The 23,120-nt window shown below is 70.9% G+C and carries 22 protein-coding genes; 14 read left to right on the top strand and 8 right to left on the bottom strand.

Features of this window, described 5'->3' with window-relative positions:
* The first annotated feature begins 31 nt into the window (after nt 1-31).
* Nucleotides 32-694: a response regulator transcription factor gene (locus tag AB0F29_RS28025; RefSeq protein WP_361877413.1), complete on the top strand. Its 663-nt coding sequence runs from the start codon at nt 32-34 to the stop codon at nt 692-694.
* Entirely contained in the window at nt 691-2,160 is a 1,470-nt protein-coding gene (locus AB0F29_RS28020; protein WP_361877410.1) for an ATP-binding protein, read from the top strand. The genes AB0F29_RS28025 and AB0F29_RS28020 overlap by 4 nt, the downstream gene beginning before the upstream one ends.
* 12 nt (nt 2,161-2,172) lie before the next feature.
* Here AB0F29_RS28020 and AB0F29_RS28015 read toward each other — a convergent pair whose 3' ends face one another.
* From AB0F29_RS28015 to AB0F29_RS28000, 4 genes are all read right to left on the bottom strand, one after another.
* Nucleotides 2,173-2,649: a MarR family transcriptional regulator gene (locus tag AB0F29_RS28015; RefSeq protein ID WP_361877407.1), complete on the bottom strand. Its 477-nt coding sequence runs from the start codon at nt 2,647-2,649 to the stop codon at nt 2,173-2,175.
* Nucleotides 2,650-2,798: 149 nt separating this feature from the next.
* Entirely contained in the window at nt 2,799-3,563 is a 765-nt protein-coding gene (locus tag AB0F29_RS28010) for an AIM24 family protein (protein ID WP_361877404.1), read from the bottom strand.
* Nucleotides 3,560-4,210 (bottom strand): AIM24 family protein, encoded by a 651-nt coding sequence (locus AB0F29_RS28005; RefSeq protein WP_361877401.1) that lies wholly within the window; start codon nt 4,208-4,210, stop codon nt 3,560-3,562. The genes AB0F29_RS28010 and AB0F29_RS28005 overlap by 4 nt, the downstream gene beginning before the upstream one ends.
* Nucleotides 4,210-4,842, bottom strand: coding sequence for an AIM24 family protein (locus AB0F29_RS28000; RefSeq protein WP_361877643.1), 633 nt, complete (start codon nt 4,840-4,842; stop codon nt 4,210-4,212). Before AB0F29_RS28000 ends, AB0F29_RS28005 begins: the two co-directional genes overlap by 1 nt.
* 222 nt (nt 4,843-5,064) lie before the next feature.
* Between AB0F29_RS28000 and AB0F29_RS27995 the strand changes: the two genes are divergently transcribed.
* The 4 genes from AB0F29_RS27995 to AB0F29_RS27980 all read left to right on the top strand — a co-directional run bounded on the left by AB0F29_RS27995 (nt 5,065) and on the right by AB0F29_RS27980 (nt 9,660).
* On the top strand, nt 5,065-5,415 hold the full coding sequence (locus AB0F29_RS27995) for a DUF3817 domain-containing protein (RefSeq protein WP_359761930.1): 351 nt from the start codon (nt 5,065-5,067) through the stop codon (nt 5,413-5,415).
* Nucleotides 5,412-5,705 (top strand): MTH1187 family thiamine-binding protein, encoded by a 294-nt coding sequence (locus tag AB0F29_RS27990; RefSeq protein ID WP_018958954.1) that lies wholly within the window; start codon nt 5,412-5,414, stop codon nt 5,703-5,705. The genes AB0F29_RS27995 and AB0F29_RS27990 overlap by 4 nt, the downstream gene beginning before the upstream one ends.
* A 181-nt stretch (nt 5,706-5,886) precedes the next feature.
* Entirely contained in the window at nt 5,887-7,701 is a 1,815-nt protein-coding gene (locus AB0F29_RS27985; protein WP_361877397.1) for a cellulose synthase catalytic subunit, read from the top strand.
* A 3-nt stretch (nt 7,702-7,704) separates the two neighbouring features.
* Nucleotides 7,705-9,660: a galactose oxidase-like domain-containing protein gene (locus AB0F29_RS27980; protein ID WP_361877394.1), complete on the top strand. Its 1,956-nt coding sequence runs from the start codon at nt 7,705-7,707 to the stop codon at nt 9,658-9,660.
* A 24-nt stretch (nt 9,661-9,684) separates the two neighbouring features.
* On the opposite strand, the gene AB0F29_RS27975 is transcribed toward AB0F29_RS27980, so the two are convergent.
* Together AB0F29_RS27975 and AB0F29_RS27970 are read right to left on the bottom strand one after the other, a co-directional pair.
* The gene (locus AB0F29_RS27975) at nt 9,685-10,734 is read right to left on the bottom strand and encodes a glycoside hydrolase family 6 protein (protein WP_361877391.1); all 1,050 of its coding nucleotides are present in this window, start codon (nt 10,732-10,734) and stop codon (nt 9,685-9,687) included.
* A gap of 207 nt (nt 10,735-10,941) precedes the next feature.
* A complete protein-coding gene (locus AB0F29_RS27970) occupies nt 10,942-11,925 on the bottom strand; it encodes a DUF5937 family protein (RefSeq protein WP_361877388.1) in 984 nt (327 codons plus the stop codon).
* A gap of 83 nt (nt 11,926-12,008) precedes the next feature.
* On the opposite strand from AB0F29_RS27970, the gene AB0F29_RS27965 reads away from it, so the two are divergent.
* The 4 genes from AB0F29_RS27965 to AB0F29_RS27950 all read left to right on the top strand — a co-directional run bounded on the left by AB0F29_RS27965 (nt 12,009) and on the right by AB0F29_RS27950 (nt 16,149).
* Nucleotides 12,009-13,442 carry an MFS transporter gene (locus AB0F29_RS27965; RefSeq protein ID WP_361877385.1) on the top strand — a complete coding sequence of 478 codons (1,434 nt, stop codon included), beginning with the start codon at nt 12,009-12,011 and terminating at the stop codon, nt 13,440-13,442.
* Between the two features lie 10 nt (nt 13,443-13,452).
* Nucleotides 13,453-13,962, top strand: a complete 510-nt coding sequence (locus tag AB0F29_RS27960) for a MarR family transcriptional regulator (RefSeq protein WP_361877382.1) — start codon at nt 13,453-13,455, stop codon at nt 13,960-13,962.
* A gap of 67 nt (nt 13,963-14,029) precedes the next feature.
* Complete coding sequence (locus AB0F29_RS27955) at nt 14,030-14,356, top strand: DUF3817 domain-containing protein (protein ID WP_361877379.1); 327 nt, start codon at nt 14,030-14,032, stop codon at nt 14,354-14,356.
* Between the two features lie 92 nt (nt 14,357-14,448).
* Nucleotides 14,449-16,149, top strand: a complete 1,701-nt coding sequence (locus tag AB0F29_RS27950; RefSeq protein ID WP_361877376.1) for a methylmalonyl-CoA mutase family protein — start codon at nt 14,449-14,451, stop codon at nt 16,147-16,149.
* 80 nt (nt 16,150-16,229) lie between these two features.
* On the opposite strand, the gene AB0F29_RS27945 is transcribed toward AB0F29_RS27950, so the two are convergent.
* Entirely contained in the window at nt 16,230-16,856 is a 627-nt protein-coding gene (locus AB0F29_RS27945) for a TetR/AcrR family transcriptional regulator (protein ID WP_361877374.1), read from the bottom strand.
* A gap of 454 nt (nt 16,857-17,310) precedes the next feature.
* Here AB0F29_RS27945 and AB0F29_RS27940 point away from each other — a divergent pair, with 454 nt between their 5' ends.
* The 4 genes from AB0F29_RS27940 to AB0F29_RS27925 all read left to right on the top strand — a co-directional run bounded on the left by AB0F29_RS27940 (nt 17,311) and on the right by AB0F29_RS27925 (nt 21,570).
* The gene (locus AB0F29_RS27940) at nt 17,311-18,282 is read left to right on the top strand and encodes a tetratricopeptide repeat protein (RefSeq protein WP_361877372.1); all 972 of its coding nucleotides are present in this window, start codon (nt 17,311-17,313) and stop codon (nt 18,280-18,282) included.
* Between the two features lie 665 nt (nt 18,283-18,947).
* On the top strand, nt 18,948-19,601 hold the full coding sequence (locus tag AB0F29_RS27935) for a DUF6230 family protein (RefSeq protein WP_361877369.1): 654 nt from the start codon (nt 18,948-18,950) through the stop codon (nt 19,599-19,601).
* Between the two features lie 96 nt (nt 19,602-19,697).
* Entirely contained in the window at nt 19,698-20,243 is a 546-nt protein-coding gene (locus AB0F29_RS27930; RefSeq protein WP_361877366.1) for a DUF6114 domain-containing protein, read from the top strand.
* A complete protein-coding gene (locus AB0F29_RS27925) occupies nt 20,233-21,570 on the top strand; it encodes a hypothetical protein (RefSeq protein WP_361877363.1) in 1,338 nt (445 codons plus the stop codon). The genes AB0F29_RS27930 and AB0F29_RS27925 overlap by 11 nt, the downstream gene beginning before the upstream one ends.
* Before the next feature lie 100 nt (nt 21,571-21,670).
* Here AB0F29_RS27925 and pyk read toward each other — a convergent pair whose 3' ends face one another.
* Complete coding sequence (gene pyk / locus AB0F29_RS27920) at nt 21,671-23,098, bottom strand: pyruvate kinase (protein WP_361877361.1); 1,428 nt, start codon at nt 23,096-23,098, stop codon at nt 21,671-21,673.
* Between the last annotated feature and the right edge of the window lie 22 nt (nt 23,099-23,120).

The following is a 23,120-nucleotide window of genomic DNA, read 5'->3' as shown; positions in this document are numbered from 1 at the left end:
GCCTTCAGGTTGAGTTTGCGAGGCTGTGCGCATGCGCCTGTTGATCGTGGAGGACGAGAAGCGCCTCGCGGTGTCCCTGGCCAGGGGACTGACAGCCGAGGGTTTCGCCGTGGATGTCGTGCACGACGGGCTCGAAGGGCTGCACCGGGCGAGCGAGGGCTCCTACGACCTGGTGATCCTCGACATCATGCTGCCCGGCATGAACGGCTACCGCGTCTGCTCGAACCTGCGCGCCGCAGGACACGAGGTGCCGATCCTCATGCTGACCGCCAAGGACGGCGAGTACGACGAGGCCGAGGGCCTGGACACCGGTGCCGACGACTATCTGACCAAGCCCTTCAGCTACGTCGTCCTCGTCGCCCGGGTCCGCGCCCTGCTGCGCCGCCGGGGAGGCGGCACCGCCGCGCCCGTCCTGACCGTCGGGTCCCTGCGCGTCGAGACCGCGGCCCGCCGGGTGATCCGCGGCGAGGACGAGATCACGCTCACCGCCAAGGAGTTCGCGGTGCTGGAGCAGCTCGCCCTGCGCGCGGGCCAGGTCGTCAGCAAGGCGGAGATCCTGGAGCACGTCTGGGACTTCGCCTACGACGGCGATCCGAACATCGTCGAGGTCTACATCTCCACCCTGCGCCGCAAGCTCGGCGCGAGTGCCATCCGTACCGTGCGCGGCGCGGGCTACCGGCTGGAGGCGAAGTGAGATCCGTACGGGCCAGGGCCGCCATCGGGGCCACCCTGGTCGTCGCCGTCGCCCTGGTGGCGGCCGGCCTCGCCGTGCTCCTGGTCCTGCGGGCCAACCTGATCGACCAGGCGGACCTCCAGGCCGAGGTGGCGGCCCGCGAGGTGGCCGGACAGCTGGCCACGGACATCCCGTACGACGAACTGGAACTGGACGACGAGGAGGACCACCCGGTCCAGGTGACCGACGAGGAGGGCCGGGTCGTCATCGTCTCCAAGGACCTGCGGGCCGTCACCGGCACCGGCACGAGCGGCGTCACCCCGGTGCCCTCGGCCTCGGCGGGGGCCTCCCCGTCGCCCGGCGAGGGGGACGGAGACGACGACAGCGCCGACGACGACAGCGCCGACGACGACGATGACGGCAGCCGCCCCGGCCGCGGTCAGGTCTCCTCCGACGACCCGGACTTCTCCGACGGCACCGCCACCGTCGACCGCACCACCGCCGACTACCGCTTCGCAGCCGTCGAGGCGACGACCCCCCGCGGCGTCACCCTGACCGTGCACGCCGGCGCACCGCTCGCCGCCGAGCAGGAGGCGGTGAACACGGTGCGCGGGGCGATGCTCACCGGGCTGCCGCTGCTCCTGGTGGTCGTCGCCGGGGTGACCTGGCTGGTGACCCGCCGGGCCCTGCGGCCGGTCGAGGGCATCCGCCGCGAGATGGCGGCGATCACCGCCTCCGAGGACCTGGCCCGCCGGGTTCCGGAGCCTGGCTCGCGGGACGAGATCGCGGCGCTGGCCCGGACGACGAACGAGACGCTCACCGTCCTGGAGGCGTCCGTGGAACGCCAGCGCCGGTTCGTCGCGGACGCCTCGCACGAGCTGCGTTCCCCGATCGCCTCGCTGCGCACCCAGCTGGAGGTGGCCGAGGCCCATCCGGAGCTGCTGGACCTCCCGGGCGCGGTCGCCGACACCGTACGGCTCCAGGTGCTGGCGGCGGATCTGCTGCTGCTGGCCCGGCTGGACGCGGGGGAGAAGCCCGGGAGCGCGACGGTGGAGCTGGGCGCGCTGGTCCGGGAGGAGGTGTCGCAGCGGACCGGGGACCGGATCGCGGTGGGCGTCGAGGCGCCGGAGGGCGGTGCGTTCGAGGTGAGCGGGTCGCGCGGGCAGCTGTCCCGGGTGATCGGCAATCTGCTGGACAACGCCCAGCGGCACGCCGAGGGGAGTGTCGCGGTGTCGGTGGCGGCCGACGGGCGCGGGGTGCGGGTGGAGGTCAGGGACGACGGGGCGGGCGTTCCCGAGGACGAGCGGGAGCGGATCTTCGAACGGTTCGTCCGGCTCGACGACGCCCGCAGCCGGGACGACGGCGGCGCGGGACTCGGGCTGGCCATCGCCCGGGACGTCGCGTCGCGCCACGGCGGGACGCTGACGGTGCACGCGGCGGCGGAGGGCGGTGCGGCCTTCCGGCTGTGGCTGCCCCGCCCCGCCTGACGGTCCCGGGCCCTACAGCTTGCCGCGCTTGCCGCGCAGGTGTTCCGCGATCGGGGTCAGCGCGGCGTGCAGGTCGGCCAGCGCCTCGGGGGAGAGCAGGTCCATGAAGTGCTGCCGCACCGAGGCGACGTGGTGCGGGGCGACCTTGCGCATGGTCTCCGCGCCGTCGTCGGTGAGGACCGCGAACAGTCCGCGCCGGTCCGATTCGCAGTGGGTGCGGCGGACCAGTCCGGCGGTCTCCATACGGGTGATCTGGTGCGAGAGCCGGCTCTTGGACTGGAGGGTGGCGGCGGCGAGGTCGCTCATCCGCATGCGCTGGTCGTCCGATTCGGAGAGGTTGACCAGGATCTCGTAGTCGTTCATGGTCAGGCCGAACGGCTGGAGGTCCTTCTCCAGTTGGTGCATCAGCAGCCTGCTGACGTCCAGGTGGGTGCGCCAGGCGCACTGCTCCGCGTCGCTCAGCCAGCGGGTGGCCGTCTCGGTCTCCATATATGGATTCTACCTAAGAAGTTGAAAGCCGGACGAAATTGGGGTGTGTGACGACGGGCACCCCCGGCCCGCGGGAGTGCCGAGGGGGCCGTCGGCAAGCACCGACGGCTGGGCGCAGGCGTTCGACGTCACACTCCGCAGACTACCGCTCACAAACCGAAGCGACGCTGGAGGTCCCCCAGCTGGCCGGGCATGCGCGGAGCGGATCCGGGTTGACCCCCGCCACCCGGAACGCCCGGCTCGTTCGGGACCATGCCCGCCGCCTGCTCCGGCATCAGCGCCTCGCTCGACTGGAGCAGCACCGTGCCCGCCCCGACGAACTCGAACTGGTGCTCCTCGCCCGACGTCCCGCCGATCCCCGTGAGCGACCGGATACCGCCCATCACGCCCGTCATGTAGCCGTGGTCGTAGTGGTGGCACGGGGAGGGGCAGTCGGCCCAGCCCACCAGCGCCTGCGGATCCACCCGCAGCGGCGGCTCCATGAACACCACCGGGCCGTTCGACGCGGCCACGAACTTCCCCGTGCCGATCAGCGTCACGAACCCCGGCACGATCGACTGCTTCAGCGCCATCGTCGGCTGGTACGCCAGCAGGTTCCCGGACCGGATGGTGAGGTTCCCGTCCTCCAGATCGAAGGAGTTCACATCGAACGCCCGGTCCGCCAGCAGCATCTTGCCGCTGCCCTCGGCCACCACCCAGTCGCTCGCGTGCAGCGGCGAGTGGAAGCTGGAGCGCACCAGCCGCTCGAACCGGCCGTGTCCGATGCCGTCGAACTGGATCTGCCCGTAATAGGCGATCATTTTGCCCTTCTGCAGGAACCACCGGCTCCCCTTGAGCTCCACGCAGAAGGTGTAGGAGTTGACGTTGTCGTCCGACGGCAGCGTCATCGGGTCGAGGACCACGGGCGTGCTCACAGCTTTGCCTCCGACGCCTGGACGTATACCGCGCCACTGCCGCTCAGCTCCAGCTGGAACGCCTCGCCGGAGCCCCGCCCCACCATGTCCCGCCAGCCGACCGCCGTGGACAGCTTGTTCCGGACCTCACCGTGGTGGGCGACGTAGGCCTGCGGGTCCACATGGACGTCCCGGCCCGGCGTGATCGGCAGTTCGATCACCCCGCCGTGCGCCATCACCGCGACCGCGCCGTGCCCCTTGAGCGTGGTGGTGAACAGGCCCTGGCCGGTCACCTGGCCGCGCACCATGCCCATCACCCCGCCCTGCGAGCCCATGAACATCGTGCCCTGCTGGAGCGTCCCGTCGAACGCGAGCAGCCGGTCCGCCTCTACGTACAGGGTGTCGCCCGCCAGCTCGATCACCTGGATGTGGTGGCCGCCGTGGCCGAACATCACCGTGCCCGAGCCCTCGACCGTCATCAGCGGCGTCGACTCGCCCGCCACCCGGCGGCCGATCATCGACGCGACGCCGCCCTGCCCGCCCTGGACGTTCGGGGTGAAGGACACCTCGCCCCGGTACGCCAGCATCGCGCCGCGCTGGCTGAACAGCTTCTGGCCCGGGGCCAGGGTGGCCTCGACCATCTTGGAGTTGATCTCCCGGAACGGCATCAGACATCGCCCCCGACGGTGTTGCGCTCGCTCGGCTGCACGTAGACGACGCCTTCGCCCTCGAAGCGGATCTGGAACGCCTCGCCGGAGCCCTCGCCCATCAGCGTCCGGAAGTTCACTCCCGCCTGGAAGCTCTGCTGGAGCCGGCCCTGGTGGGCGATGTACGCGCCGGGGTCGACCATCAGCGGATACCGCGCGGACACTCGCAGCAGGACCGCCGTGCCGTCCGACACGATCGCCGCCTGCCCGGTGCCCTCCACCGTGGTGGTGAACAGGCCGTTGCCGCTCGCCCCGCCGCGCAGCCCGGTGAACGTCGTGCCCGTGCGCAGCCCGGCGTCGGTGGCCAGCAGATTGCTCGCCTCCACGTACAGGGTTTCGCCGCGCAGCGAGACCAGGTTGATCTCGCTCGCCCGGTCGGCGAAGTAGCAGGTGCCCTGCCCGGACACCTCCATCACCGTCATCTGCTCGCCGGTCAGCCGGCGGGTCACCATGCCCCGGAGCCCCTCACCGCCGCCGGACATCTTCTTGAAGGACATCCGGCCGTCGTACGCGACCATCGAGCCGTTCTTCGCCTTGACGGCATCGCCCGTCAGATCGACGGCGAGCGTCTTGCTGCCTTGGAGCCGGAACATCGCCACGCAACGACGGTAGCCGTCCCCGCCGCACCCCGGCCAGAGGCTCCGGAACCGTTACGTCCCTGATGCGCACGCGGACCGGCCCTGCTATGCGGCGATACGCGCACCGGCGGACGGGGCGGCCCCCGCCGCCGGGGGCGCGCCGGAGCGATGCCACAATGGGGGCGGCTTGTGCCTGGGTTCACAAGCCCTCGCGACCCTCCCACCGAAGGTGCCCCTGTGGACATCAAGACCGCTTCCGCCCTGCACCGGCTGCGCCTCATCTCGATTCCCGAGGCGCTGTCCTTCCCCGCCCTGATCCTCTTCGGCTCGGTCCTCAGCCGCGTCTCGGACATCGACTTCCTGATGATGCCGCTCGGCATGATCCACGGCGTGCTCTTCGTGATCTACGCCGTGTTCCTGCTCGACGTCTGGATGAAGGCCAAGTGGCCGCTGGGGCGCGTCGCCCTCTTCTTCGTCCTGTCCCTGATCCCCTTCGGCGGGCTCTACGGCGACAAGCTCCTGAAGAAGTACGAGGCCGACGGCGTCATCGCCGCCCGCGCCCGCCGCGAGGGCACGGTCAGCGCATGATCGTCGCGTTCTCCGTCTCCCCGCTCGGTGTCGGCGAGGACGTCGGGGAGTACGTCGCCGACGCCGTGCGGGTCGTGCGTGAATCCGGGCTTCCCAACCGCACCGACGCCATGTTCACCTCCGTCGAGGGGGAGTGGGACGAGGTCATGGACGTCGTCAAGCGCGCCGTGGCCGCAGTCGAGGCCCGCGCCGGCCGCGTCTCCCTGGTACTGAAGGCCGACATCCGCCCCGGCGTCACCGACGGCCTGACCTCCAAGGTCGCGACCGTGGAGCGTCACCTCTCGTCCTGACGCACCGTCCGCGCGGACGTCCCGCCTCCGCCGACGTTCACCCGAAAAGCCCCCGCCGCCACACGGTCGGGGGCTTTTCCGGCTCCGGACCAAAAACCGCTCACTCGGACCCGCCAGGTCGACACACCGTTAGCCGTCCCCTTCTGTGGGGATATCAACCCGTTCGACAGTGGGAGGCACGGTGCGGTCGGAGGGCTACGACTACGACACCTACAGCCGGCTCGCGGGTCCGCTCACGGAGCCGGAACCGACGGGGTGCCGGGTGCGGTACAGGAGCCTGCTCTCGACGGAGAAGCACCGAATAAGAGCCGTCCTGCTGATGACCCTCGCCCCGGTGCTCACGGGCGTCCTGCTGCTGTACCTGGTCTGGCCCACGCACTGGACCGAGCGGGAGAACGGGGAGCGCTGGCTGGTCGTCGCCGACACCGTGATGCTGGTGTCGATCGCGCTGATCGAGCTGTTCATGCTGGTCAACGTGGTCTCCATCGCACACGCCACGCTCGTCGCGCGGGACCCGGTCCCGGTGACGCCCGAGCCCGGCACCAAGGTCGCCTTCCTGACCACGTACGTCCCCGGCAAGGAACCGCTCTCCATGGTCCGCGCCACCCTCAAGGGCGCCGTACGCCTGAAGCACCCCGGCCCGCTGGACGTCTGGCTGCTCGACGAGGGCGACGACCCCGGGGCCCGGATGCTCTGCGCCGAACTGGGCGTCCACCACTTCACCCGGCGCGGGGTTCCCGAGTGGAACCGTGACAAGGGCGTCCACAAGGCGAAGACGAAGCACGGCAACTACAACGCCTGGATCGCCCTGCACGGCGGTGACTACGACTTCTTCGCCTCCGTGGACACCGACCACGTGCCCATGCCCAACTTCCTGGAACGGATGATGGGCTACTTCCGCGACCCGGACGTCGCCTTCGTCGTCGGACCGCAGGTCTACGGGAACTACGACTCGGCCGTCACCAAGGCCGCCGAGTCGCAGCAGTTCCTCTTCCACGCCCTGATCCAGCGCGCGGGCAACCGCTACGGCGCCCCGATGTTCGTCGGCACCAACAACGTCGTGCGCATCGCCGCGCTGCGGCAGGTCGGCGGCCTGTACGACTCGATCACCGAGGACATGGCCACCGGCTTCGAGATCCACCGCCGCCGCAACCCGCACACCGGGCACTACTGGCGTTCCGTCTACACCCCCGACGTGCTCGCCGTGGGCGAGGGGCCCGCCTCCTGGACGGACTTCTTCACCCAGCAGCTGCGCTGGTCCCGGGGAACGTACGAGACGCTGTTCAAGCAGTACGGCAAGGCGCTGTTCCGGGTGCCCCCCGGCCGCCTCCTCAGCTACACGCTGATGCTCGTCTACTACCCGATGACCGCGGTCAACTGGCTGCTCGGCGTGGGCAGCTGCGTGCTGTTCCTCTGGTTCGGGGCGTCCGGCACCCAGGTCGCCGCCTCCATCTGGCTGATGCTCTACAGCGACGCCGCCGCCCTCCAGATCGGCCTCTACCTCTGGAACCGCCGGCACAACGTCTCCCCGCACGAGCCCGAGGGCTCCGGCGGTCTCGCCGGCATGGCCATGTCCGCGCTCTCCGCCCCGATCTACCTGAAGTCGCTGGGCTCGGCCGTGCTGCGCACCGACGGCCGGTTCGTCGTCACGCCCAAGGGCGGCCAGACCTCCCCGGACCGGCTGCTCACCTTCCGTATCCACCTCTGCTGGGCGGCGGTCCTGCTCTCCTCGCTCGCCGCGTCCGTGTACCTGGACCACACCCATGTGGCGATGCGGACCTGGGCGACGCTGGGTCTCGCGATATCGCTCTCCCCGGTCGCCGTCTGGGCCTGGACCGTCCGGCAGGACAGGCGCGCCGAGGCCGCGCGCGCCGTCCCCGTCCCGGCGCCCCCGCCGCCCGAACCGGCGTACGTCACCACCACCGCCCCCGCCCCGCCGGCGACCACCAAGGCGAGCGCCGGCACCACCGCCACCACCACCGCAGGAGGGAACTGACCCATGGCCTACCGGCCCTCGAAGCAGATGAGGAAGACGCTCCTGGGAGGCGGCGCGGTGGTGCTGCTCGCCGGGCTGAACGCTCCTGCGGCCCTGTCCTTCGCCGAGGACAGGTACCACGCGTACAAGATCGACCAGCCGGAGTACAAGGCGGAGTACGGCTCCTGGGAGCGGGTGGACATCCCCAAGGAGTACCGGACCAACGCGATCCACGCGGCGCTCCTGCACACCGGGAAGGTGCTGATCGTCGCGGGCTCCGGCAACGACGAGGCGCACTTCGACGCGGGCACCTTCGACACGGTGCTGTGGGACCCGGCCGAGAACACCTTCCAGAAGATTCCCACCCCCGAGGACTTCTTCTGCGGCGGCCACGCCCAGCTCCCCGACGGCCGTCTCCTGATCGCCGGCGGCACCGCCCGCTACGAGGTGCTCGACGACAAGGTGAAGCGGGCCGGCGGCGGCATGCGGGTCAAGAACGAGAACCCGGACAAGCCGCTGAAGCTCAAGAAGGGCACGGTCTTCCGCTCCCCCTCCGGCGTCGAGTACGCGGCCAAGTTCGACGTCACCGTCCCCAAGGCCAAGCGCGAGTTCGACGTCGACTACTTCGAGAGCGGCCAGATGAAGCCGTGGAAGACGAAGGTGACCGCCTCCGAGCAGCGGGTCTTCGTCGAGGCGGTGGACGAAGGACCCGAGGCGGTGGCGGCGGACGCCGCCCAGTACGAGATCGTCGGGCTGAAGGGCAAGGCCGCCGACAACTCCTACGGCCTCGCCGAGAAGATCACCATGGACAAGCAGGACTTCCAGGGGATCCGTGCCGCCTACGAGTTCGACCCGACGGCGGAGAAGTACATCAAGGTCGACCCGATGAAGGAGGCCCGCTGGTATCCGACGCTCGTCGGTCTCGAGGACGGCCGGGTGCTCTCCGTCTCCGGCCTCGACGACGTCGGCGCGATCCTCCCGGGCGACAACGAGGTCTACGACCCGAAGACGAAGAAGTGGTCCAAGGGCCCCTTCCACTACTTCCCGACCTACCCGGCGCTCTTCCTGACCAAGGGCGGCAAGCTCTTCTACCCGGGTGCCAACGCCGGTTACGGCCCGGCGGACAAGGGGCGCGAGCCCGGGATCTGGGACATCAAGAAGAACTCCTTCACCAAGGTGCCCGGACTGACCGACACCGACCAGCTGGAGACCGCGGCCTCGCTGCTGCTGCCGCCCGTGCAGGACCAGAAGGTGATGGTGCTCGGCGGCGGCGGGGTCGGCGAGTCGAAGAAGTCCACCGCCCGCACAGCGGTCATCGACCTCAAGCAGGAGAACCCGGCCTTCGAGCCGGGCCCCGACCTGCCGCAGGGCACGCGCTATCTGAACAGCGTGATCATGCCCGACGACACCGTCTTCACCAGCGGCGGATCCGAGGACTACCGGGGCCGCGGGGCGAGCAACATCCTGAAGGCGCAGTCCTACGACCCGAAGACCAACACCTTCAAGGAGGCGGCCGAGCCGACGGTGGGGCGCAACTACCACTCCGAGGCGCTGCTGCTGCCCGACGGGCGGGTGGCGACCTTCGGTTCCGACTCGCTCTACGGCGACAAGGACAACACCAAGCTCGGCAAGTTCGAGCAGCGCATGGAGGTCTACACCCCGCCCGCCCTGCACCGGGGCGGGGACGAGCGCCCGGTGATCGGCAACGGCCCCGAGAACGCCGAGCGCGGCGCGACGGTCACGTACGAGAGCGCCGACGCCGACCGGATCGCCACGGCCCGGCTGATGCGGCCGAGCGCCGTCACCCACACCACCGACGTGGAGCAGCGCTCCATCGAACTGGGCCTGAAGAAGGGCGACGGCAAGGTGAGCGTGACCGTGCCGGACGACCCCACGCTGGTGCCGCCCGGCTGGTACATGCTCTTCGTCACCGACACCGACGACGTTCCCTCCGAGGCGAAGTGGGTCAAGGTCGCCTGACCCCGGGGGCGCGCCGCGACCGGTTCAGGAGGCGGCGCGCCTCGCCAGGCCGAGCGCGTACTCCGGCCACCAGTCGCCGGCCGGCGGGCCGCCCCGGCAGGTGCCGTCGGAGTCGCCCGGCCGCTTGATCCACAGATAGGCGTCGAGCCGGTCGTCGCCGGTGTCGGTGGTCGGCGGCGTGCCGAGCCCCCGGCCCGGCGGATTGCACCAGGCCTCCTCACGGCCCCCGGACAGGGGGCCGTTGCCGTTGCGGCTGGTGTCGATCACGAAGTGCGAGCCGCCCACGGCGTCGGAGAGCCGCTTCGCGTACGTCTTCACGCTCCCGTTCGACTGGAAGTTGGAGACGTTCAGGGAGAAGCCGTCGGCCCGGTCGATGCCGGCCTGACGCAGCGGCTGCGCCATCTTGGACGGCTCGTCGATCCAGTCCGGGTTGCCCGCGTCCAGGTAGACCTGGGTGTTCGGCAGGGCCTTGAGCGTGTCCACCGCCTCGGAGAGGAGCTGGTAGCGCTCGGCGTGGTGCTCGGGCGGGGTGCAGCCGTCCGTGATGTGGGGGAGGGCGTCCGGCTCCAGGACCACGGTCGCGGGCGCGTTCCCGATGGCGTCGGCGAACTCCCCGATCCAGGAACGGTAGGAGTCCGCGTCCTTCGCGCCGCCCGCGGAGTAGAGCCCGCAGTCGCGGTGCGGGATGTTGTACGCCACCAGCAGGATGGTCTTCTTCCTGCGGGCGGCGGACTTCGCGGCGGCCCGGATGCCGGGGGCCGGGTCGTCCCAAGCGGGCCAGTCGGCCACCGGCCGGCCGGAGATCCGCCGCAGGATCTTCGCCTCCGCCTCGCGACCCTCCTTCTCCCAGGCGCGCACCTGGCGGGCCGCGTCGCTGTTCGGGTCGACCCAGTACGGGGAGGCCGCGCTCGGGGCGGGCTCTCCCCGGACGAGTTCGTCCGCCGCGTCGGCGGTTTTGGTGACGCGCGGTTCCGGTGTCGAGCAGCCCGCGGTGAGAACGGTCGCCAGGGTGAGGGCGGCCAGGACGGGGGCGGTACGAGGGAGAGCGCGGGGGACGATTCTGCGGCCGGACATCCAGACCCCTCGGACGGTGATGACTCACGGACACGGAACACAGGGAAGCGTGGGCCATCGTGACATATCGGTCACGGAGAGTGGCGGCGCGACACCGTCCGTGACCCGTACGCCGCCCGGGGCCTGTCCGGCCACTCCCGTGGTTGCCCGCAGGGCGGCCCTGCGGCCGGCGGGAATGGCCGGACAGGTCCTACGGTCCGGCGCGCGTCAGTCCGAGGCGGTCAGCGCGATCCCCAGCGGGGTGCGCTCGTACAGCACCTGGTGTCCGTAGCGCCGCGAGGTCAGCAGCCCCGCCCCGCGCAGCACGGACAGATGGGCCGACACGGACGAGGGGGCGAGGCCCATCCGGTGTGCCAGCGCGCTCGTCCCGGCCGGTTCGTCCAGGGCGCACAGCACGTCGGCCCGGACCCGGCCGAGCAGCCGGGCGAGGGTCTCCGGGGTCCGGTCGCCGGACTCGCTCCACAGCCCGCCGATGCCGCGCGCGGGGTAGATCAGCCCGGGCCGCCACGGCTCCTCGTGGCCGCCCACCACCTCCGGCCAGACGAAGACGCTCGGCATCAGCACCAGCCCCTGCCCGCCGAGCACCCGCTCGTGGTCGCCCTGGGTCCCGGTCACGGTGAGCGTCGAGCCGTTCCAGCTCAGCCGGGGGCTCAGCTCACCCAGCAGCTGTTCGAGGCCGCTCTCCGCGAGTCGCCGGGAGTGGTAGGCGATGTCGGCCTCCAGCAGCGCCCGCAGCCGGGGCCAGTACGGCTCGATCAGCGCCTGCCAGGCCCGCTCCAGCAGATCGGCGAGCTCGCGCACCGCCCGCGCCGGATCGGCCAGCAGCCGCCGGCCCGTCGCCGACGCGGTCCCGCCGGGCCGGTCCGCCAGGGCCAGCGCCATGTCGGCCCGCGCCACCTCCGGATCGATCGCCCGGACGGCCGCGATCTCCTCCTCGAACGTCGCGAGCGGCCCGATCGGCGGCGGGCAGATGAAGTCCGGGTTGTGGCCGATGGCGGGCATCAGCAGCCACAGCGGCTCCAGGTCCAGTGCCCCGGACGCCTCCCGGATCCGGCGGAGCCACGGCAGGTGGTAGCCGTGGCGGCCGGGGCGGTGCAGCGTACGCACCGCCTCCTGGGTCTCGAACAGCGGTGACAGCGCGAACCGGCAGCGCAGCAGATCGCTCTCGCCGAAGTGCAGCTGGAACGGCATCCCTCTCCCTCGCGCCACGGCCTGGACATTCGGCTCCAGCCGAAAGTCTAGGGCCGGCCGCCCCTCGGCCACAGGCTCGTCCCATGCCGACCGAAAGACCCGCCCCGGCGGACACACCCCGTACCCCGCCCGCCCCGGCGGCGCCGGTCCCGGCTCCGCCCCCGGAGCGTGCCGCCCGCCCTGACCCGGGCCCCGGGCCCACGCTCCGGGAGCCCACCGCACCCAAGGCCCCCGCCCCCAAGGCCCCGGCTTCCGCCGCCCCGCGCGGCTACCGGGCCGTCTTCGCCGTCACCGAATTCCGGGCCGTCTTCGCCGCGCACCTCCTCTCGCTGCTCGGCGTCGTCGTCAGCGAGCTGGCGCTCACCGTGCTCGTCTACGACCTCACCGGCTCCCCGTTGCTCAGCGCACTGACGTTCGCGCTGGGGCTGCTGCCGTACATGATCGGAGGGACGCTGTTCGCGGGGGTCGCCGACCGCTACCCGGCCCGCCGCGTCCTGGTCGTCTGCGACCTGCTCTGCGCGGCCTGCGTCGCCGTGATGCTGGTGCCCGCCACCCCGGTCGCCGGACTCCTCGCCCTGCGCTGCCTGGTCGCCGCCGTCGCGCCCGTCTTCACCGGGACGCGGATGGCGGCGCTCACCGACATCCTCGGCGAGGGCGACCTCTACGTGCTGGGCCGTTCGCTGCTGCGGATCGTCTCGCAGAGCGCGATGCTCATCGGGTTCGGCGCCGGAGGGGTGCTGCTCACCGTGCTGTCGCCGCGCGGCGCGATCACCGTCACCGTGGTGACCTTCCTCTGCTCGGCGGCCCTGCTCCGCTTCGGCACCCGCGACCGGCCCGCTCGTGCCGCCACCGGCGACGGCGGCGGCGGGACGCTGCTGAAGGAGTCGTTCGCCGGAGCCCGCCTGGTGCTGGGCGACCGCCGTATCCGGGCGCTGATGCTGCTGTTCTGGCTGCCCCCCATGTTCGTGGTGGCCCCGGAGGCGCTCGCCGCCCCGTACGCCGACGCGATCGGGGCCCCGCCCGCCGCGCTCGGGCTGCTGCTCTGCGCGATGGCCGTCGGGCACATCGGGGCCGAGCTGTTCGTGGGCGCCGCGCTCGGCCCCCGTAACCGCTCCCGGATCGTCCTGCCGGTCGCGGCCGTCGGCCTGCTCCCGCTCCTCGTGTACGCGGTCCGCCCCGGTCTGCTGCTCGCCCTGGCGGCCCTCGCCCTGGCCGGTGCGGGCGCCGCCTATGTGATCGGGCTCGACCAGTGGTTCGTCGACGCCGTGCCCCAGGAGCTGCGCGGCCGGGCCATGACGCTGCTCACCGCCGGGCTGATGACCGTCCAGGGGTTCGGGATGGCGCTGGCGGGGCTCGCGGCCGAGTTCTTCCCCGTGCACCAGGTGGTCGCCGGATCCGGAATCATCGGTACCGTCTGCACCCTCCTGCTGGTCGCCGAGGTCCGCAGGACAGCCCCCGGACGCATGTCCGATACCGAAGGACGAGACGGGGCTGACCGGCATGTGACCAATCGGTAAGGTCGATGCCGTGCCGAAGCCGCTCAGTCTTGCCTTCGATCCCATCGCCCGCGCCGACGAGCTCTGGCAGCAGCGCTGGGGACCCGTGCCCTCGATGGGGGCGATCACCTCGATCATGCGGGCCCAGCAGATCCTGCTCGCCGAGGTCGACGCCGTCGTCAAGCCGTACGGGCTGACCTTCGCCCGGTACGAGGCGCTGGTGCTGCTCGCCTTCTCCAAGGCCGGTGAGCTGCCGATGTCCAAGATCGGGGAGCGGCTGATGGTGCATCCCACCTCGGTCACCAACACCGTGGACCGGCTGGTCAGGTCCGGTCTCGTCGAGAAGCGGCCGAACCCCAACGACGGCCGCGGAACGCTGGCGTCCATCACCGACAAGGGCCGCGACGTCGTCGAGGCGGCCACCCGGGACCTGGTCGCGATCGACTTCGGGCTCGGGGTGTACGACTCCGAGGAGTGCGCCGAGATCTTCGCCATGCTGCGTCCGCTGCGGGTGGCGGCCCAGGACTTCGAGGAGAAGTGAACGCGGGCCTCCGGTGAGGCCGGGGTCGCGCGAAGATCGCGCCGGTCGTCCCGTTACGCTCGTAGTCATGAAACAGAACGTGCTCACCCGCTACCGGGTGATGGCCTACGTCACCGCCGTCTGGCTGCTCGTCTTCACCGCGGCGATCATCGCGAAGTACGGCTTCGAGACCGGCGACACCATGCTGATCTCGCAGATCCACGGCGTGCTGTTCATCGTCTACGTCGTCTTCGCGTTCGATCTCGGCTCCAAGGCGAAGTGGCCCTTCGGCAAGCTCCTGTGGGTGCTGGCCGCCGGCTGCATCCCCTTCGCCTCGTTCTTCGTCGAACCGAAGGTCAGCCGCGAGGCCCGCGCCCTGGTCACCGACCCCGCACCGGTGACCGCCGAGGCCTGAGAGGCTGTCGGACCACCCCGAACCGCCCCGCGCGAAAAGCGCCGGGCGGTTTGCCATCGACATTTACTAGGACGTCCTAGTAAATTCGAGGTATGGACGCTGACGCGATCGAGGAAGGCCGCCTCCGCTGGCAGGCCCGTTACGACAAGGCCCGCAAGCGTGACGCGGACTTCACCACGCTCTCCGGCGACCCGGTCGAGCCCGCGTACGGGCCACGCCCCGGCGACACGTACGAGGGATTCGAGCGGATCGGCTGGCCGGGGGAGTACCCCTTCACCCGCGGACTGCACGCCACCGGCTACCGGGGCCGTACGTGGACGATCCGCCAGTTCGCCGGCTTCGGCAACGCGCGGCAGACCAACGAGCGCTACAAGATGATCCTCGCTGCGGGCGGCGGCGGCCTCAGCGTCGCCTTCGACATGCCGACGCTCATGGGCCGGGACTCCGACGACCCGCGCTCGCTGGGCGAGGTCGGTCACTGCGGGGTCGCCATCGACTCCGCCGCCGACATGGAGGTCCTCTTCGGGGACATCCCCCTCGGCGACGTCACCACCTCGATGACGATCAGCGGCCCGGCCGTGCCCGTCTTCTGCATGTACCTGGTCGCCGCCGAGCGCCAGGGCGTCGATCCGGCCGTGCTCAACGGCACGCTCCAGACCGACATCTTCAAGGAGTACATCGCGCAGAAGGAGTGGCTCTTCCAGCCCGAGCCCCACCTGCGCCTCATCGGCGACCTGATGGAGCACTGCGCCCGCGACATCCCCGCCTACAAGCCGCTCTCCGTCTCCGGCTACCACATCCGCGAGGCCGGGGCGACGGCCGCGCAGGAGCTGGCGTACACCCTCGCGGACGGCTTCGGCTACGTGGAGCTTGGCCTCTCGCGCGGCCTGGACGTCGACACCTTCGCCCCCGGGCTCTCCTTCTTCTTCGACGCGCACCTGGACTTCTTCGAGGAGATCGCCAAGTTCCGCGCCGCCCGCCGCATCTGGGCCCGCTGGATGAAGGAGACGTACGGCGCCAGGACCGACAAGGCGCAGTGGCTCCGCTTCCACACCCAGACCGCCGGCGTCTCGCTCACCGCGCAGCAGCCGTACAACAACGTGGTGCGCACCGCCGTCGAGGCGCTCTCCGCCGTGCTCGGCGGCACCAACTCGCTCCACACCAACGCCCTCGACGAGACCCTCGCCCTCCCCTCCGAGCAGGCCGCCGAGATCGCCCTGCGCACCCAGCAGGTGCTGATGGAGGAGACCGGCGTCGCCAACGTGGCCGACCCGCTGGGCGGCTCCTGGTACGTGGAACAGCTCACCGACCGGATCGAGGCCGAGGCCGAGAAGATCTTCGACCAGATCAAGGAGCGCGGCACCCGGGCGCACCCCGACGGGCAGCACCCCATCGGGCCGATGACCTCCGGCATCCTGCGCGGCATCGAGGACGGCTGGTTCACCGGCGAGATCGCCGAGTCCGCGTTCCAGTACCAGCGGGCCCTGGAGAAGGGCGACAAGCGGGTCGTCGGCGTCAACGTCCACCACGGCTCGGTCACCGGCGACCTGGAGATCCTCCGGGTCAGCCACGAGGTCGAGCGCGACCAGGTCAGCCAGCTCGCCGACCGCAAGTCCCACCGCGACGACGCCAAGGTGACCGCCGCCCTCGACGCGATGCTCGCCTCCGCCCGCGACGGCTCGAACATGATCGCGCCGATGCTGGACGCGGTACGGGCCGAGGCCACGCTCGGCGAGATCTGCGGGGTGCTGCGCGAGGAGTGGGGCACCTACACGGAGCCGCCGGGCTTCTGAGGGCCCGTCACCCTCTCCGTGGCCCGGTGGCTTCCCGCCGGGCCACGGAGGCCGCCGCGTGCGCCCGGTTCCGGCCCCGGCTACCCGGCCTGCGCGCCCGCCAGCCCCAGCAGGAGCAGTGAGGTGAAGCCGCTCGCCCACGCGGAGTCCACCGGCTCCGCGCTCACCAGAGTGCGGTGCACCACGGCTCCGGCGATCACGTCGAAGATCAGGTCCGCGTTGCGGGCGGCGGTCGAGGAGTCGTCCTCGTACCGCAGCTCGCCGCGGGCCTGGGCGCGTTCCCGGCCCAGCAGCACCAGCCGCTTCTGCCGGTCCACGATCGCCGAGCGGATCCTCAGGCGCAACGATTCGTCGCGGGTGGACTCGGCGACCACCGCCATCAGCGCCGTACGGGCCTCCGGCCGCTCCAGCAGGGCGGCGAACTGGAGCACGACGCCCTGGACGTCGGCGGCCAGGCTGCCCCGGTCGGGCAGTTCCAGCTCGTCGAAGAGGACGGCGACCGCGTCCACGACCAGTTCGTTCTTGCCCGCCCAGCGCCGGTACAGGGTCGTCTTGGCGACACCGGCCCGGGTCGCCACATCGCCCATCGTCAGCTTCGACCAGCCGAGATCGACCAGGGACGCCCGCGTCGCTTCGAGGATCGCGGCATCGGCCGCGGTGCTCCGCGGACGTCCTGTTCGGGTGGCTCGGGGGTCGCTGTGGTTCATGATGCGGCGACCATACCGGCCGGTAGGGGAGACGGTTGTGCTCCGGTGCCCGTGAGACAGATCACCGGGAGCACCTGTCCGGGCGGGGTGATCGGCGGTTACGCTACGGGTCGTAGCGTAAGGAAGGCGGCCGGATCGCCCCCTGCGCCACGGAACGAACGAGTGACAACCATCGGGGTCCTTACGGGGATCCCGGGCGCCGGGTGGGGACCCGGAGCCGCACGGACCGGCCGGATGGGGATCCGGAAGGTCCACCCGGGCCTTTCGGGGTCCGGTCAGTTCCAGCCAGGGTCTTTCAGGGGCCCTACCGGTTCCTCCGGGCCCCACGGGCGCTCCGGGGAGCCGGGACCGCCTCGGCCCGTCCGCCCCCCGCACACCGGTTGGGGGCGCCCGGGCGGGTCCGGTTCTCGCACTCGCTTTCCGGAACGGTGTGCTCAGGGGGGAGGATGTACGCATGCAGCCTAGGAACATGTCCATGAGCGGCGTTGTCGACCTCGCCGCTGTCAAGGCGGCCGGTGAGGCCAAGGTCAAGGCGGAGCAGGCCCGCGCGGAGGCCGCCCGTACCGGCGGCGCCGGCGCCGTCGCGCCCACCGCCCTGGTGATCGACGTCGACGAAGCCGGATTCGAGCGCGATGTCCTCCAGCGCTCCGCCGAAGTCCCCGTCGTCATCGACTTCTGGGCCGAGTGGTGCGAGCCGTGCAAGCAGCTGGGCCCCCTGCTGGAGCGCCTGGCCGTCGAGTACAACGGCCGCTTCCTGCTGGCCAAGGTCGATGTCGACGCGAACCAGATGCTGATGCAGCAGTTCGGCATCCAGGGCATCCCGGCGGTCTTCGCCGTCGTCGCCGGGCAGGCCCTCCCGCTCTTCCAGGGCGCGGCCCCCGTGGGCCAGATCCGCGAGACGCTTGATCAGCTGATCCAGGTCGGCGAGGAGCGCTTCGGGCTGACCGGAATCGCCGTCGACCCGGACGCCGCTCCGGCGGACGCGGTCCCGGCCGAGGCGCCGGCCGGCCCGTACGACGCCGTGCTGGAGGCCGCCGCGTCCGCTCTCGACGCCAATGACTTCGGTGGCGCGGTCCAGGCGTACAAGAACGTCCTCGCGGATGATCCGGGCAATCCGGAGGCCAAGCTGGGTCTGGCCCAGGCGGAGTTGCTCGGCCGCGTCCAGGGCCTGGACCCGCAGGCGGTCCGCAAGGAAGCCGCGGACAGTCCGGGCGATGTGAACGCCCAGCTGGCCGCCGCCGATCTCGACCTGGTCGGCGGGCATGTCGAGGACGCCTTCGGCCGGCTCGTCGAAGCGGTCCGCCGTACCGCGGGCGACGACCGCGACGCCGCCCGGCTGCGACTCCTCGAACTGTTCGAGGTGATCGGTCCGGAGGACCCCAGGGTCACCGCCGCGCGCACCGCACTGGCCCGCGTCCTGTTCTGAGCCCGGGTCTTCCGTTACCTCAGGTCCGCTCCGGACGCGCCCGGTTGTTCCGATGTGACAAGACGGCCGCACCGCCCCCCGGGCGGCGCGGCCGTTTTGCCGTCCTGACGCCAAAGAGGAACGCGAGAAGGCCGCGCTTTACCAAATCTTGACAAAGATGCAAGCTGTTACTCGCAGTAAGGCGGGTCGGTGATTCTGTCCTGTTTCCAGGAAGTTTCCCGCCATTCGGATGTCCCTTTCGTGCCACCCTGTGTCGCCGCGTGACGCCACCCTGTCGTCCTGTGGTTATCGGGCCGTTACTAGCGAGTAATGATCCCCCTTGTGTCACGGCCGTGAATGCACCACGATCGGCCACGCTCGGTCCCATACCCTCGGCCCGGTCTCCAGCCGGTGCCCGAGGGTCTGTTGGGTCCCCACCGAGTGGTCGGCGGCAGTGGCGCCGGCCGCGGACAGGGGGGTTCCCGCCCACCGGGCGGGGCCTGTCCGACCGGCCGCGCGGACAGCGCGGCCAGTGGTTGTCGCTCGGGGGTGAACGCCGGTGGATCGGATGCGGGACACGTCTCCGAGTGCGGGCGCTCTCCTTCCCGAGGACGTAGCACTTCTCCCATCCCCGGACGGGCACGACGCCCGGACCGGAGATGTACGTCCGAGAAGAAGGAGCAAGTATGAGTTCCCAGGTTCGCGGTGGGACGAGATGGAAGCGGTTCGCCCTGGTCATGGTGCCGAGCGTCGTCGCCACGGCGGCGGTGGGCGTCGGCCTCGCACAGGGCGCGCTCGCCGCGTCGTTCAGTGTGTCCGGGCAGAGCTTCAAGGTCAGCACCGACAAGCTGGACGGCCACGACTTCGTCCAGTACGGCAGTGTCGCGGTCGGCAAGGACCTCAAGGGCAAGGAAGCCGCGCACCCGGTCGCGGTGTCGGGCTTCAGCAGCGCCACGATCACCAACATGTGCCAGTCGGTGGTCACGCCGGAGGTCCCCTTCATCGGCAAGAGCGTCAGTCTTGAGCTGAGGGCCGGCACCGACCCGGACCGGCCGGTCGAGGCCACCAACCTCTACCTGGACGTCGCACAGCTGGACGCCGACGCCGACTTCGAGAACATCGACATCGGTGTCGCGGCAGGTTCGCTGAAGAAGAAGAACCGGCCGAACGGGATAGGCATCCAGCCCGGTACCAAGGCCAACAAGGCGGGCTTCGCACAGCGTGCCGACCGGGCCGTCCTGACCAAGGTGAAGCAGACGGCGTGGGCGACCACCGCCGGCACCTTCAAGCTCAGCGACCTGAAGCTGAAGCTGCACACCGGCGTCAAGGAGTGCTTCTAGCACTCCGGCCAGGGTGACCGGAACGTCCTCTCCGGGCCTTCCGGTCACCCACCCTCCCCATCTCACGGCAGTACCGGTTCCAGGGAGCTGTTTTCCATGAGCCCCGAGTCCACAGGGCAGAACGAGCACTACATCCGCGTCATTCGGCGACGCTTCCGCGCCTGGCGGGGTCACCGGCCGTTCTGGGCCGGACTGTTCACCATGGCCGGTGGGATCCCCATCGCCTACTTCCCGTACGCCAGCATGACGCTCGGCAACATGACGCTGGCCATGTCCACCACGGCCGGCGCCGGATCCCTGATCATCGGGGTCCTGCTGATCACGCTCGGCCTGACGATGTGGTATCACAGCATCGTGCGGGTCTTCGCCGGTGTCGCGGCCATCCTGCTCGCGCTGATCTCCATCCCCGTCGCCAACATCGGCGGCTTCGTCGTCGGATTCGCCCTCGCCCTCGTCGGCGGAGCCATGTCCATTTCCTGGGCCCCGGGCAAGCCGGAGGACGCCGACGGGACACCGCTCGCCGAGCACCCCGACGAGGAGCGCTCCGCGGGCGGGTCGCGCGCCGCGGCCGTGCCGCAGCAGCAGGGCGCCGGGTACGACCTGGCAGCCGACGCCGACGGCGGGAGGCATCGTGCGGGGTGACGACGGACAGCAGATGAACGCCCACCCCGGCGACGACCTCCGCGAGCGCAGGGGCCCCCGTCACGCGGCCCCCAGGAAGTCGCTGCTGACCAAACTCCACCTGCCCAGCGGCAAGAAGGCCCTGGCGCTCGCCGCGATGCCGACGGCGGTCTTCGTGGGCATGGGGCTGACGCCCAAGCTGGCCCTGGCCGACGACCGTGCCGACATCCCGTTCGCGCCCGGACCGTGCGTCACCCGGTCCGACGAGCCGAGCGCGTCCGAGTCGCCGAACGCCACCCCGTCCCCGTCGGCCACGGCGAAGGACGAGTCCGACAAGGACGAGTCCGACAAGGACGCGAAGCCCGGCGACGACGCCACCGCCACGCCCACGACCTCGCCCTCGGCCGGCGGTTCCGCCGACGGGGCGAAGCCCGACGCGGACGCGGACAAGTCGGCGCGGACCGCCGGGGAGGCGCCCGCCGAGGCGCCCTCCGCGACCCCGACGCCCACGAAGTCGAAGAACCCGCTGGACCCGCTCGGGGTCGGCGACGCGCTCAAGGACCTCTTCGACGGGCCGGACGGCGAGGCCGGGACCGAGAAGCCGGCGAGTCCGTCCCCGAGCCGCACGACCGAGGCCCCGAAGCCCTCCGACGAGCCGTCCGACGCGGCGAAGGACCCGGCGAAGGACCTGGCCGGGAGCGCGGCGGACAAGGCGCAGGAGACGTCCGACAGGACGGCCGACGCCATCCGCGAAGCGGCCGGGAGGGCGGGCAAGGACGTCGAGGAACTCGACGAGGACGTCAAGGGACTCGACCCCAAGAAGGACGAGGACATCCCGGACGGTGCCAAACCCCGCTTCCCGTGCCCCGAGCCCGACCCGGACGCGCTCGCCGCGGCCGAACTGGAGCCCGGCATGCCGCTGCTCCCGTCCGACCCGTGGATCCTGGAGTCGACGCTGCTCACCCTCAACGGCCTGGACTACCACGGCATCGTCGAGGTGAGGAAGGCGGACGGCAGCATCAAGAAGGTGCTCAAGTTCACCGCCGCTTCCATCGACATCAAGGACCTGCACCAGCTGACGGTCGGCCCCGCGGGCACGACCGGCCATGTGAAGTCGCGGCCAGGATCCACCTCGACGATCCGCGACGGCGAGGTGACGATGTACACGGAGGAGCTGAAGGGCAACCTCTTCGGTCTCATCCCGATCACCTTCAGCCCCCAGACCCCGCCGCCGCTGAACGTCCCCTTCGCCTTCTTCACCAAGGTGACGGTGGTCCAGGCCGGCCAGTTCGGCGGCACGCTCACCGTTCCGGGACTGAAGAACTACCTCGACGGCGGCAACGGCTGACAGCCGCCCGCCCCCGGTCCCGTCCGGGAGCCGCACAGGGCCGTGGGCCGTACTCCTCACCAGGAGTACGGCCCACGGCCCTGTCGGTGCGGGGTGCGGGTCAGTCCCGCTCGCCGCCCAGGTGGTGCACCCGGACCATGTTGGTGGTGCCGGGGATGCCGGGGGGCGAGCCGGCGGTGATGATCATCGTGTCGCCGTCGTTGTAGCGGTTCAGCTTCAGCAGCTCCGCGTCGACCAGGTCGACCATCGCGTCGGTGTTGTCCGCGTGCGGGACGACGTGCGACTCGACGCCCCAGCTCAGCGCGAGCTGGTTGCGGGTGGCCTCGTCCGTGGTGAAGGCCAGGATCGGCTGGGCCGTGCGGTAGCGGGAGAGGCGGCGGGCGGTGTCGCCGGACTGGGTGAAGGCGACCAGGGCCTTGCCGTCCAGGAAGTCCGCGATCTCGCAGGCGGCGCGGGCCACCGAACCGCCCTGCGTACGGGGCTTCTTGCCGGGGACCAGCGGCTGGAGGCCCTTGGAGAGCAGCTCCTCCTCCGCCGCGACGACGATCTTCGCCATCGTCTTGACCGTCTCGATCGGGTAGGCGCCCACCGAGGACTCGGCGGAGAGCATGACCGCGTCCGCGCCGTCCAGGATCGCGTTGGCGACGTCGGACGCCTCGGCGCGGGTCGGCCGCGAGTTGGTGATCATCGACTCCATCATCTGGGTCGCCACGATCACCGGCTTGGCGTTGCGCCGGCACAGCTCCACCAGGCGCTTCTGCACCATCGGGACCTTCTCCAGCGGGTACTCGACGGCCAGGTCGCCGCGGGCCACCATCACACCGTCGAACGCCATGACGACGCCCTCCATGTGCTCGACCGCCTGCGGCTTCTCCACCTTGGCGATGACGGGGACCCGGCGGCCCTCCTCGTCCATCACCTTGTGGACGTCCTTGACGTCCTCGGCGTCCCGGACGAAGGAGAGCGCGACCAGGTCGCAGCCCATCCGCAGCGCGAAGCGCAGGTCCTCGACGTCCTTCCCGGACAGGGCGGGGACGTTGACCGCCGCGCCGGGCAGGTTGATGCCCTTGTGGTCGGAGATGACACCGCCCTCGATGACGATGGTCCTCACCCGGGGGCCCTCGACCGCGACGACCTTCAGCTCGACGTTGCCGTCGTTGATCAGGATCGGGTCGCCCTTGACGACGTCGCCGGGCAGCCCCTTGTAGGTCGTGCCGCAGATCGACTTGTCGCCGGGGACGTCCTCGGAGGTGATGGTGAACTCGTCCCCGCGGACCAGCTCGACCGGGCCCTCGGCGAACTTCGCCAGCCGGATCTTCGGGCCCTGGAGGTCGGCGAGCACGCCCACCGCGCGGCCGGTCTCGGCGGCCGCCTTGCGGACACGGTCGTAACGGCCCTGGTGTTCCTCGTGGGAACCGTGACTGAAGTTGAAACGGGCCACGCTCATGCCGGCCTCGATCAGAGCGACGAGCTGCTCATGGGAGTCGACGGCGGGACCGAGGGTGCAGACGATTTTGGAACGGCGCATGAGGCGGATCCTATCGGTTTGT

This window comes from Streptomyces sp. NPDC026589, assembly GCF_040638385.1.
Taxonomy (GTDB): Bacteria; Actinomycetota; Actinomycetes; order Streptomycetales; family Streptomycetaceae; genus Streptomyces.
Note: the sequence above shows the minus strand (reverse complement) of the source record. Positions and strands in the feature narration are given on the sequence as shown.